The organism is Luteirhabdus pelagi (genome assembly GCF_016827595.1).
In the GTDB taxonomy this organism is placed as follows: Bacteria; Bacteroidota; Bacteroidia; order Flavobacteriales; family Flavobacteriaceae; genus Luteirhabdus; species Luteirhabdus pelagi.
Genome location: NZ_JAECMS010000006.1, coordinates 124,804 through 137,242, shown reverse-complemented (window position 1 = coordinate 137,242; position 12,439 = coordinate 124,804). Strand labels below are relative to the sequence as shown.

The window sequence follows — 12,439 nt, the reverse complement described above, 5'->3', positions numbered from 1 at the left end:
TTATTATGTATTACGGCTTAGAGCGAAGCGACCACCGCCCATTAGGGCTATTACCAAGAATCCAATTAAATATAGCAATGCTAATTCCTTTCTTCCCAACGGATCCGCTGCATGCACTACAAAGGCAGCGATAATCATGGTGATTATTATAGGAATCGCGGAAATCCTTGTTTTAATCCCTAGAATAACGAGTATCGGACAAACAAATTCACCCACCACCGCTAAAATAAGACTGGCTGTGGGTCCGATACCTATCGGATCGCCAAAATCAAAATTTCCATTGATGAGTTGAATAAATTTCGGAATGCCGTGGGTAAGCATTAATCCCGAAAATCCTAATCGCATTAATAAGAGTCCTAAATGGTACGTCGCTGTCATGTTTTTATGTATAAGAGGTATAAAGCTACAATTTTTTAAGTGAAGATATTCAAAACCTAAATTTTACATTCGCCTAACGTATCGGCACTAGGGTAGCTCCTTTGTTTACCGTTCCTTAAAGTTTAGCTAAAGTGAAATAGCCAGTATGAAAATACTTTTGGGGAAGTATTAAATCAATAAGAATTATTTCATGAAAAAAATTACCCTTTTAGCCTGTTTGCTCGGTATGGGAACTGCCTTTTCGCAAGTTGAAACCGTTGCAGGTACAAGCTTTGAAGACCCAACAACGGGTGGTCAGTACACCGACACCGGCGACGCAAACGTAGCCCATGACCTTATTAATAACACAGATGAAGCACCCGTCGATTTTGTTCAGGTTGCTGATGAAATCGGTTTCGATGCACGATATGAGCCCTACGATACGCCAAGCGATGGTCTTACCGATGGCGATTTTGTGGGGGTAACCGATTTCACTGGAGATGTGGGAGCCTATACCGACGGTCTGCAGGGATACCAGATGTCTGATACAGACGGAAACATGATCGTAGAATTTGATGCCGTAGATTTCGACGGTTTTGTAAACAATCAAATCCGATTGGATTATTATGTAAATGAAACAGGATATGAAGGTGACGGTACCACAAACGATTCTGGAAACGATCGTATCCGAATCTATATTAAGGACCTTACCAATGCCACTGAAATAGACATTCTAAATACGGAAGGTAGCGATATCAACGATTTGGGTATCGAAGGTGCTTGGCAATCAACAACCACAGCCATTCCTGACAATATCGATGCTCAATTGGTGGTAGAGCTTCGCTCTAATTCGGGTAGCGAGGCTATTTATTTAGACAATATCATATTTGAAGGGGAAGCAGACGTTCCACCGGTGGAATTTTCCATAACTGAAATATTCTCTGGTCAAAGCGGAACAGACCTAACAGCCGATTGGTTCGAAATTGAAAATATCGGAACCGAAGCATGGGTTTCTGGAACATCGCCAGACCTTTATTATGATGATGAATCTGCCGATCCTGTTGATGCCGATATTATACAGGGTATCACAGAAATCCAACCTGGCGCGAAAGCTATTGTATTAATCACCGATAACACTACCGATATTACTACTTTCGAGGATGTATGGAGCCCCGTGATCGATCTAACTGGCGTAGCCATAGGGTATGCCGATGGCGCTGGACTTGGCGGTGGCGGCGATGCCGTAACGCTTTGGGCAGGCGACCCAAATACTACTTCCCCAATCGCAACCGCTACCTATCCCGACACAGACGCAAATGACGGTCAGTCGTATGACGTCGAACAAGAAGAATTCAGTGTTGTAGGAAATGCAAATGGAGCGGTTGAAACCATTGCACAAGGTGGCGATAACAGCGATGTGCCAAATATTGGTTCTCCAGGTGACGGAGTGGCCATAGTACAGTCCAATATTTCATTCGATGGCGCTTTCACTTCTATTTCAGAAGATGGAACCGAGGTAACGATTACACTAACTATCTCTGATGCACCTTCTTCTGAAGCTACCGTAGATGTTACCTTGGTAGGCGCTGGAACAGCTACCGAAGGAACACACTTCACCTTTAGTGGTCCGCAGACCGTAACCTTCCCTATGGGAAGTACCGATGCCCAGACAATCACAATCCCAATTTTGGATAATAGCACCGACGATAGCGACCTATTCTTCGTATTGGAATTAGAAAATGAACAAAACGCTGAGGTGTCCGGCGATACGTTGTATTCTGTATACATTTTAGATGATGATACTGAAGTCCCTGCTGGCGACAACACCATCTTAGATGTAAATTACCTAACTAGTTATACCGTTGCTGAAGAGGGTACAGCTGAAATTACAGCCTACGACCCTGGAACCCAACGTTTGTTTGTAACCAATGGTTCCCTTATTGAAGTATTGGATTTCTCGGATCCTGAAAACATTCAAGCGTTGGCGACAGTAGACGTTACCGATTTTGGTGGTGCAGGAGTGCAAAGCATTGCCGTAAATGATGGAATCGTGGCAGCTGCCGTTTCCGTAGATCCTAAGACAGATAACGGAGTGGTGGTATTTAGCGATGTTGATGGGAATGGTATGGTAGCTGTGGAAGTAGGACCACTTCCCGATATGTTATTGTTCTCTCCTGATGGAACAAAAGTATTGGTAGCGAATGAAGGGGAACCTAATGACGATTATAGCGTAGATCCTGAAGGTTCGGTTTCCATTATTGATGTGAGTGGTGGACTGGGCGATATTTCGCAGGCCGATGTTACGACCCTAAACTTTAATGCATTCGATTCGCAAGAAGCGGACCTTATCGCCGCAGGTGTTCGAATCTTCGGTCCCGGTGCAACGGTTTCACAAGATTTGGAGCCTGAGTATATCGCGGTAAGCGACGATTCACAAATGGCGTATGTTACGCTTCAAGAGAATAACGCCTATGCCATCGTAGACCTTTCGATTCCTGAGATTACGGATGTTATTTCATTTGGATTGAAAGATCATAGTCTGCCTGAAAATAGTCTAGACCTTACCGATGAAACCGACTTCATCTTCAACGCTTCCTGGCCCGTAAAAGGAGTGTATATGCCAGATGCCATCGATTTCTATGAAGTAAATGGAACGCAGTATATCGTAACAGCTAATGAAGGCGATGCTCGTGAGTACGACACTTTTGAAGAGGAACGTAAATTAGATGATGCCGATTATATTTTAGATGAAACGGTATTCTCTAACATCGATATCCTTCAACTGGAAACAAATTTAGGAGATGTAGGTATTACCAATGCTTCCGGTGATACTGATAATGATGGTGAATATGAAGAAATCCACATTTTCGGCGGACGTTCCTTTAGTATATTCGAAGCGAATACCGGAACCATCGTATTCGATAGTGGAAATGATTTTGAAGTAATCACCGCTGCCGATCCTGTGTACGGACCTATCTTTAACGCTAGCAACAGCAACAACGAATTTAAGAACCGAAGCGACAACAAAGGGCCAGAGCCAGAAGGCGTTTTGGTTCAGGAAATTAACGGATTGAACTATGCCTTTATCTTGTTAGAGCGAATAGGCGGGGTAATGGTGTATGATGTATCCGATCCTACAGCGCCAGTATTCCTTCAATATGTGAACAGTCGCGATGCGGTCCCTGGAGGTGATGAAGGCGGCGATCTTGGCCCAGAGGGCATCATGTTTGTTACACCAGAGGAAAGCCCGATCAATACAGCGATGTTGGTGGTTTCAAATGAAGTGAGTGGTAGCTTATCGCTTTACACCCTAGATGAAATCGTACTTTCTAATCCTGAGTTTGAAATAGCGGCTGGAAATGCGTTCAGTATGTATCCAAACCCGGCAAGCGAACGAATTTACCTTAGCAAACCTGGCGACTATACCGTATACGATTTAGGGGGGCGTTTGGTGAAAAGCGTAATGAATGCTGCTACAATCTCCGTTCAGGAATTATCCGCAGGAACATACATTATTACGAATGCTTCGGGAGTATCCCAAAAATTGATTGTTAAGTAATAAGTGTTAGTTTAGTATTGGAAAATGCCACGCTCATAACGAGTGTGGCATTTTTTTTCATGTACCTTTGCACCTGAAATTTTCGTCAACCCATGAAGAAATTCCGCGCTTGGATTTCAGCTGCAAGACTTCGAACCCTCCCGCTTTCTATCAGCGGAATTGTAACCGGCAGTGCTGTTGCGTATCACGTCGATGCTTTCGTTACTCCCATTTTCGTTTTAGCACTTCTTACCACCATAGGCTTTCAGGTATTGTCTAATTTTGCCAACGATTATGGCGATGGGGTGAAAGGAACCGATAATGAAGATCGTATCGGACCGGCACGAGCTATGCAAAGTGGCCTACTGACTGCCACAGAATTGAAATACGGCATGATCGTCGTCGGTGCGCTTACGCTTCTTGTTGCAAGTCTGCTTATTTTTATGGCCTTCGGAAATGAAAACTTCTTATTGTCATTTATTTTCTTCAACCTTGGAATTGCATCTATCGTTGCTGCGGTAACTTATACCGTCGGGAAACGAGCCTATGGCTATCGTGCTATGGGCGATGTTTTTGTGTTTGTGTTCTTCGGACTGTTAGCCGTAATGGGAAGTTATTTCCTATATACCCATGCACTGAATCAATATGTATTGTTACCGGCAATAACAATTGGGTGTTTGAGTGCTGCTGTACTTAATCTGAACAATATGCGCGACTTGGAGAGCGATAAAAAAGCGAACAAAAATACTTTAGCTGTTCTGCTGGGTATAAAAAAGGCAAAAACATATCACCTAGCGTTGCTTTTTACAGCTTTCATCATGACTATAATTTTTATCCTTCTTCAGGAGAGTGGGATAATAGCCTTTCTTCCGTTAATCGCCTTTCTTCCACTTGCACTTCATGCAAGGGTTGTGGTGAAGAACGATTCACCTGCTTTATTAGATCCAGAACTAAAAAAAATAGCGTTAAGTACGTTCCTTTTCTCCATTTTGTTCTTTGTTAGCATACTTTTATAATTCGCTTCTTCCAATTCATACAATTGCTTAGTATATTTAGGGAAAAATAAAGCGAAACACTATGAAAATTACATTCTACGGCCAAAATAGCCTCGCCATTGAAGTAGGTGGGAAAAATCTAATTGTCGATCCTTTCATAACAGGAAACGACCTTTCAAAAGATAAAGTCAATATCAAAGATTTAAAAGCCGATTATATCCTCCTAACGCATGCCCATCAGGATCATATTCTCGATGCGGAATCCATCGCTGAGAACACAGGTGCAACAATTGTAAGCAATTTTGAAATTGCCAATCATTATGAAGAAAAAGGCTTCGATGTCCACCCGATGAACCATGGCGGAAGTTGGGAGTTTGATTTTGGAAAGGTGAAATACGTTAACGCGATACACACTAGTTCTTTTCCCGACGGAAGTTACGGCGGTCAACCGGGTGGTTTCGTCATTGAAGGCGAACACAAAAACATCTACATCGCCGGCGATACTGCATTAATGATGGATATGAAGCTGATTCCAATACACACAAAATTGGATCTTGCCATTCTTCCGATAGGTGATAACTTCACCATGGGTGTCGATGATGCCATCGTAGCCTGCGATTTTATTCAGTGCGATAAAGTATTGGGGGTTCATTACGATACCTTTGGCTATATTGAAATCGACCACGAAGAGGCAAAACGCAAGTTTTATGATGCCGATAAGGATTTGATGCTGTTGGATATCGGCGAATCTATTGAACTGTAGATGGTCACAGCAACGTATCAGAAATATATACTCCAATTTAAACGCCCCAGCGGTACCTCCCGAGGCGTAATGAAAACCAAGGAAACTTGGTTTTTGTTTTTGAAGGACGATGATCGCTTCGGAATAGGAGAGTGTGGTATATTACGAGGTCTTAGCGCCGATGATCATCCCGGGTATGAAGCCAAATTGAAATGGGTGTGTGAAAATATCGCGTTGGGTGAAGCAAAACTATTCGAGGCGCTAGTGGAATGGCCTTCCATACAAATCGGGGTTGAAATGGCGTTCCGGTCATTAACGAGTGCTGAACCGTTTGAACTATATCCGTCAGCCTTCACCAATGGGACCGAAGCAATTCCCATCAACGGACTTATTTGGATGGGCGACAAGATGTTTATGAGGGAGCAAATTGCTGAAAAACTGAAGCACGGTTTCACCTGTATCAAGATGAAAATTGGGGCAATCGACTTCGAAACAGAGCTCTCCTTGCTGCAATCGATTCGGAAGGAGTTTTCTGCTAATGAAATTGAACTGCGTGTGGATGCCAACGGAGCCTTTTCACCCCAAAATGCCCTTGAAAAACTAAAGCGGTTGGCAGCACTAGAGCTTCATAGTATTGAACAACCCATCAAACAAGGCCAGTGGCAAGAAATGGCGAAACTATGTGAAGAAACACCGCTTCCAATTGCCTTAGATGAAGAATTAATCGGTTTGTTTACTTCCAAAGAGAAAAAAAAATGTTTGGAAACCATTAAACCACAATACATCATCTTAAAACCGAGTTTGGTCGGTGGTTTTAAAAGATCCGACGAATGGATTGGAATGGCGGCCTCAAATAGCATTGGATGGTGGATAACGTCAGCGTTAGAGAGCAACATCGGATTAAATGCCATTGCGCAATATACTTTCACAAAAAATAGTACCTTGCCGCAAGGTTTGGGCACTGGGAGCCTCTTTACCAATAATATCGATTCCCCGCTGAAAGTTCGTAACGGATCGCTTCATTATGATACTCATGGGTCGTGGAATATAGATTGTAGTAACCCTGAATTCTAAAGAATGTATATAAAACAAGCTTTTAACTATTTGCACGATTGGTGGCGCTATTTGGTTGGTGCCGTTGTTATTTTTATAGCCTCTCAATTAGGAGCTATCCCTCTTGTGGCTGCAGTTTTTATTAAAATGATGGCAAATGGCGATGAAGGATTGATGCAGGATGAAAGTGCCATGCTAACCTATTTGGATTCAAACCTCACGCTGTTTTTAATGCTATTATCGTTTGCAGTAGGCATGGTTGCGCTTTATTTCATAGTGCGATTTCTACATAGGCAACCGTTCCGAACGGTAACGACATCTCGAAAGAAAACCGATTGGGGGCGAATACTATTTTCCTTCTCTTTAATTGTTTTAGTAACCCTAGTGCTAACAATTATCGATTATTACGGAAACCCAGACGATTATGTGGTTCAATTCGATCTAGTTCCTTTTCTGATTTTGGCAGTCATTGCTATTATCATGATCCCCATTCAGACTAGTTTTGAAGAATATTTGTTTCGAGGCTATTTAATGCAAGGGTTTGGAACCATGTTTAAAAACAGATGGCTTCCTTTGGTGTTGACATCCGTAATTTTTGGTGGCCTTCATTTTTTCAACCCTGAAGTCGATAAACTCGGACCTATTATTATGGTCTACTATATTGGCACTGGTTTTCTATTGGGAATTATGACCTTAATGGATGAGGGAATGGAACTTGCATTAGGTTTCCACGCAGGTAATAATTTAATTGCCGCTTTATTAGTTACGGCAGATTGGACGGTGTTTCAAACCAACTCTATTTTGAAGGATGTTTCCAATCCAACCGCTGGTTTCGATGTTTTGTTGCCTGTATTGGTTATGTATCCAATATTCTTACTTATCCTTGCAAAAAAATATAAGTGGAGTGGCTGGAAAGAAAAGCTTTTCGGCGAAGTACATCCGCCTGAACCACAACCTCAGATTCCGCTAGAAGAACAATAACGTGACCAACTCCCAACATCCGTTTCACCCTTCCTTTACATTTAACGGCCTAGCGTATGAGTCGGCGGAAGAATTACGGGAGTTTGCGGTCAAACTTCAGGAAGACGGGCAGGAATATGAAGCCCACATCGGCCAATTTCTGGAAGCTTGGTTAGATGATTCCGATAGTATATCGGTGACGACTTCGGGTTCTACTGGAAAACCCAAGAAGATTTTACATTCAAAAACGGCAATGACCAATAGTGCGTTGGCCACTGCTTCCTATTTTAAATTACCTGAGCATACCTCGGCCTTACTCTGTTTACCCGCCAATTATATTGCTGGTAAAATGATGTTGGTTCGAGCCTTAGTCTTGGGATGGCAATTGCATGTGGTAGCGCCAGAAAAAGATGCCTTAACCCAATACGATAATGATTACGACTTTGTGGCTATGGTGCCATATCAGGTAGCCTATTCGTTACCCGATTTGAATAAGGTAAAAAAGCTTATCGTTGGCGGTGGACCTATTTCAGTTGAATTGGAGGCAAGGTTACAATTAGTCAATACGGAAGTCTTTGCCACCTATGGAATGACAGAAACCATTACCCACATTGCAGCAAGAAGAATTAATGGACCCGCAAGAAGTGAAGCTTATCATGCCTTACCCGATGTTACGTTTCGTCAGGATGACCGTGACTGTTTGGTGATTCATTGTCCTAAAATTTGTGATGATATTGTCGTTACTAACGATATTGTTGAGCTGTACTCACAAAGTAGTTTTGCTTGGCTGGGTAGAGTGGACAACGTTATTAATAGTGGTGGCGTGAAACTGTTTCCTGAAAAGATTGAAGCAGTGCTTTCGGAATCCATTGATACCCCATTTATCATTACTTCCGAAACACATGAAACACTTGGTGAACGTGTCATTATGGTTGTGGAATCGAAAGCGGAAACAATTTCAGACTATTCCGAAGCATTTAAATTGTTGGAACCCTACGAGCGACCCAAAAAAGTAGTAAGCCTCTCTCGTTTTCCCTATACCGAAACCGGGAAAATAAAAAGAGGAGCGGTTAGGGATATTCTTAAGCGCTATAAAAAATAACTTCCCTCACTGAAAACGGCGGTTCGCTCATTGACCATTTCATAGACTAGGCATTCCTAATACATTTACTTCATAACCATAAACCCTTTCGTTATGAAGACACTAACAACACTTCTAGTTTTTCTGCTAACTTTAACAACACACGCGCAAACCGTCACTATAAACGGTACTGTTTCCGATGATAGCGGAATGCCATTACCCGGTGCAAACGTATTCGTTAAGGGCACTTCCAATGGCACCCAAACAGATTATGATGGCGATTATGAAATTAAAGGTGAAATAGGACAGATATTGGTCTTTACCTATGTTGGATTCCAGACTGCCGAACGAAAAATTAAGAAAAAAGGAACACTAAATGTACAATTAGCGCCTGGTGCAGTTTTAGAGGAAGTAGTTATTACAGGCTATGCCCAGGATGCGAAAAGGAGTCGGCTGAGTAATGCCACTAAAACGGTAAGAATTAGAGGAGCTTCAAGTTTTAGTTCTGGTTCTTATGTACAAAGTCAAAATCGAGTTTCAAACAACGAATCCTATGCCCGCATCGAGGAAAACAATTTTAAGAATGTAAAAACTTCACCGTTATCCACATTTTCAATCGATGTCGATAAAGCAGGCTATAGCAACATTCGCCGAATGATCAATCACGGTCAGCAGATTCCGGAAGATGCCGTCAAGATTGAAGAGATGGTCAATTACTTCGCATATAATTATCCGCAGCCCAAAAAAAACGAGCCTTTTTCCATCACCACAGATGTGGCCACTTCGCCTTGGAATAAGGATACGAAACTCGTGCGTATCGGACTTAAAGGAAAAGACATATCCACCCAAAATACCCCTGCCAGTAACCTAGTATTTCTTATCGATGTATCTGGTTCAATGGATTCGCCAAACAAATTAGGCCTTTTAAAATCCGCTTTCAGCGTGTTGGTCGATCAACTTCGGGAAGAAGATAAGGTAAGCATCGTAGTCTACGCAGGCGCTGCAGGAATGGTACTTTCTCCTACCATGGGAAGCGAAAAGCAAAAGATTATGAACGCAGTAAACAATCTTAGTGCCGGTGGTTCTACTGCTGGCGGTGCTGGCATTCAGCTGGCTTATAAAGTAGCGGAAGAACAATTCATCAAAAACGGAAACAATCGTGTAATCTTGGCAACCGATGGCGATTTCAACGTAGGTGCTGCTAGCGACCGCGCGATGGAAACGATGATTGAAGAAAAGCGAAAAAGCGGTGTGTTCCTTACGTGTTTAGGCTTCGGAATGGGAAATTATAAAGACTCCAAGATGGAGACCTTAGCCGATAAAGGAAATGGTAACCATGCCTATATCGACACCATGCAGGAAGCAAAGAAAGTACTGGGAACCGAATTCTTCGGAACGATTTATACGATTGCGAAAGATGTGAAATTACAAGTGGAATTCAATCCCGCAAAAGTAGCCGCCTATCGTTTAATCGGGTATGAAAACAGATTGTTGAACGATGAAGATTTTAACGACGATACCAAGGATGCAGGTGAATTGGGCAGCGGTCATACGGTTACCGCTTTATATGAAATCATTCCAGTAGGGGTGAAGAGCAAGTATTTGAAGAAAATCGATGGGTTGAAGTATACCAACGTACAATCTAATAATGGAAGTAATGAATTACTCACTGTAAAGTTCCGTTACAAAGAACCGGATGGTGATGTTAGCAAACTAATCGTAAAAACACTTCGGGATACGAATCGGAATATTGAAAAAACCTCTGAGGATTTTCAGTTTTCAGCGGCGGTTGCCTTGTTCGGACAGCAGCTACGGGATTCAGAATTTATTTCCGATAAAAACGCCCAAACGGTGGTCGATTTGGCGGAAGCCGGTCGCGGTACCGACAAAGAGGGCTACCGAGCCGAATTTATCCGCTTGGTAAAAAGCTATTCGCAAACCCGATGATTGTTGGGAGACGAGCATGCCTTTGATGTTGGCAAAGGCAGGGTTTGTTGGTGAAAGGAGGACGGCATGCCGTCCTCTTTTTTATACCTGTAAAACTCCCATGTTAAATTTTTTCTCAAGCGGCGCCTGATCGGCTGCTTCGATCCCCATGCTGATCCATTTTCTGGTATCCAGCGGATCGATTACGGCATCTGTCCACAAACGGGCTGCGGCATAATAAGGGGAAATCTGTTCATCATAGCGTGCCTTGATTTTATCGTAGAGTTCCTTTTCAACTTCAGGCGTAATTTCCTTTCCTTCTTTTTTTAGGGATGCGGTCTCAATCTGAAGCAGCACCTTCGCAGCACTGTTTCCACTCATCACCGCTAGTTCAGCACTTGGCCAAGCCGCAATTATTCGTGGATCGTATGCTTTTCCACACATTGCATAATTTCCAGCACCATAGCTGTTTCCAATTACGATTGTAAACTTCGGCACGACACTATTACTAACAGCGTTTACCATCTTGGCACCGTCCTTAATAATCCCTCCGTGTTCACTTTTGCTACCCACCATAAAGCCAGTGACGTCTTGTAAAAACACTAACGGAATTTTCTTCTGGTTGCAATTCGCAATAAAGCGTGTCGCTTTATCGGCACTGTCGCTATAGATAACGCCTCCAAATTGCATTTCCCCTTTTTTGGTTTTCACAATTTTGCGTTGATTCGCAACGATACCAACCGCCCAACCATCGATTCGTGCATATCCAGTTAAGATGGTTTGGCCATAGCCTTCCTTATATTGGGTAAACTCGGAATCATCGACCAAGCGGTGGATGATTTCCAACATGTCATACTGATCGGCTCGTGACTTCGGTAAATGACCGAAAATTTCATCTTCTTTTTCCTTCGGTTTTACGGCTTTTTCACGACTAAATCCAGCCGATTCCGCTGCACCCATTTTGGAAACTATTTTCTTAATTGTATCCAGCGCATCCTTATCATCTTTCGCCTTATAATCGGTTACCCCACTAATTTCAGAATGGGTCGTAGCACCACCCAAGGTTTCATTATCTACGCTTTCCCCTATGGCAGCCTTTACCAAATAGCTGCCCGCCAGAAAGATGCTTCCCGTTTTTTCAACGATTAGTGCTTCGTCACTCATAATGGGTAAATACGCACCACCAGCAACACAGCTTCCCATAACGGCAGCAATTTGTGTGATTCCCTTACTGCTCATAACGGCATTGTTTCTGAAAATTCTTCCGAAGTGCTCCTTATCTGGAAAGATTTCATCCTGCATCGGCAAATAAACACCCGCGCTGTCTACTAAATAAATGATTGGCAGGTTGTTTTCTATGGAAATTTCTTGGGCACGAAGATTCTTTTTAGCGGTTATCGGAAACCAGGCGCCAGCCTTTACCGTAGCGTCGTTCGCTACCACGATACATTGTCGACCTTTCACATATCCGATTTTCACGACCACTCCACCACTTGGGGCACCGCCGTGTTCTTCATACATACCATCACCCGCAAAGGCACCGATTTCAATACTTTTGGATTTGTCGTCCAAAAGGTAATCGATACGCTCTCGCGCGGTCATCTTTCCTTTTTTATGATGTTTTTCAATGCGCTTTTCGCCGCCACCCAGTTTCACTTTTGCAAGGCGTTTCTTCAATTCGGAAACAAGCAGCTTGTTATGATCTTCGTTCTTGTTGAATTTTATATCCATAGAAAACTTGAAATTTTCTCAAAAATACGAAATGCTGAAAAGCTTTTCTCGCAGTT

Annotated in this window: 9 protein-coding genes; 7 read left to right on the top strand and 2 right to left on the bottom strand. The window is 42.8% G+C overall.

Annotation, left to right across the window (positions count from 1 at the left end; genetic code table 11):
- Positions 1-3: 3 nt before the first annotated feature.
- Entirely contained in the window at positions 4-378 is a 375-nt protein-coding gene (locus I4Q58_RS14505) for a DoxX family protein (protein WP_203296623.1), read from the bottom strand.
- A 190-nt stretch (positions 379-568) separates the two neighbouring features.
- On the opposite strand from I4Q58_RS14505, the gene I4Q58_RS14500 reads away from it, so the two are divergent.
- From I4Q58_RS14500 to I4Q58_RS14470, 7 genes are all read left to right on the top strand, one after another.
- Positions 569-3,916 (top strand): choice-of-anchor I family protein, encoded by a 3,348-nt coding sequence (locus I4Q58_RS14500; RefSeq protein ID WP_203296622.1) that lies wholly within the window; start codon positions 569-571, stop codon positions 3,914-3,916.
- 92 nt (positions 3,917-4,008) lie between these two features.
- The gene (locus tag I4Q58_RS14495) at positions 4,009-4,911 is read left to right on the top strand and encodes a 1,4-dihydroxy-2-naphthoate polyprenyltransferase (RefSeq protein ID WP_203296621.1); all 903 of its coding nucleotides are present in this window, start codon (positions 4,009-4,011) and stop codon (positions 4,909-4,911) included.
- A gap of 61 nt (positions 4,912-4,972) precedes the next feature.
- A complete protein-coding gene (locus I4Q58_RS14490; RefSeq protein ID WP_203296620.1) occupies positions 4,973-5,653 on the top strand; it encodes a metal-dependent hydrolase in 681 nt (226 codons plus the stop codon).
- On the top strand, positions 5,654-6,706 hold the full coding sequence (locus I4Q58_RS14485) for an o-succinylbenzoate synthase (protein ID WP_203296619.1): 1,053 nt from the start codon (positions 5,654-5,656) through the stop codon (positions 6,704-6,706). It begins immediately after the preceding gene.
- Positions 6,707-6,709: 3 nt separating this feature from the next.
- Positions 6,710-7,666 (top strand): CPBP family intramembrane glutamic endopeptidase, encoded by a 957-nt coding sequence (locus I4Q58_RS14480; RefSeq protein ID WP_203296618.1) that lies wholly within the window; start codon positions 6,710-6,712, stop codon positions 7,664-7,666.
- A 1-nt stretch (position 7,667) separates the two neighbouring features.
- The gene (locus tag I4Q58_RS14475) at positions 7,668-8,747 is read left to right on the top strand and encodes an AMP-binding protein (protein ID WP_203296617.1); all 1,080 of its coding nucleotides are present in this window, start codon (positions 7,668-7,670) and stop codon (positions 8,745-8,747) included.
- Between the two features lie 93 nt (positions 8,748-8,840).
- Positions 8,841-10,673 carry a vWA domain-containing protein gene (locus tag I4Q58_RS14470; RefSeq protein ID WP_203296616.1) on the top strand — a complete coding sequence of 611 codons (1,833 nt, stop codon included), beginning with the start codon at positions 8,841-8,843 and terminating at the stop codon, positions 10,671-10,673.
- Between the two features lie 81 nt (positions 10,674-10,754).
- Here I4Q58_RS14470 and I4Q58_RS14465 read toward each other — a convergent pair whose 3' ends face one another.
- Positions 10,755-12,383 (bottom strand): acyl-CoA carboxylase subunit beta, encoded by a 1,629-nt coding sequence (locus I4Q58_RS14465; RefSeq protein ID WP_203296615.1) that lies wholly within the window; start codon positions 12,381-12,383, stop codon positions 10,755-10,757.
- Positions 12,384-12,439 lie beyond the last annotated feature (56 nt).

Excerpts from the sequence above, each read along its gene's own strand:
- I4Q58_RS14480 (WP_203296618.1), top strand. The coding sequence starts at position 6,710 with ATGTATATAAAACAAGCTTTTAACTATTTGCACGATTGGTGGCGCTAT.
- I4Q58_RS14490 (WP_203296620.1), top strand. The coding sequence starts at position 4,973 with ATGAAAATTACATTCTACGGCCAAAATAGCCTCGCCATTGAAGTAGGT.
- I4Q58_RS14500 (WP_203296622.1), top strand. The coding sequence starts at position 569 with ATGAAAAAAATTACCCTTTTAGCCTGTTTGCTCGGTATGGGAACTGCC.
- I4Q58_RS14465 (WP_203296615.1), bottom strand. The coding sequence starts at position 12,383 with ATGGATATAAAATTCAACAAGAACGAAGATCATAACAAGCTGCTTGTT.
- I4Q58_RS14505 (WP_203296623.1), bottom strand. The coding sequence starts at position 378 with ATGACAGCGACGTACCATTTAGGACTCTTATTAATGCGATTAGGATTT.
- I4Q58_RS14470 (WP_203296616.1), top strand. The coding sequence starts at position 8,841 with ATGAAGACACTAACAACACTTCTAGTTTTTCTGCTAACTTTAACAACA.
- I4Q58_RS14485 (WP_203296619.1), top strand. The coding sequence starts at position 5,654 with ATGGTCACAGCAACGTATCAGAAATATATACTCCAATTTAAACGCCCC.
- I4Q58_RS14495 (WP_203296621.1), top strand. The coding sequence starts at position 4,009 with ATGAAGAAATTCCGCGCTTGGATTTCAGCTGCAAGACTTCGAACCCTC.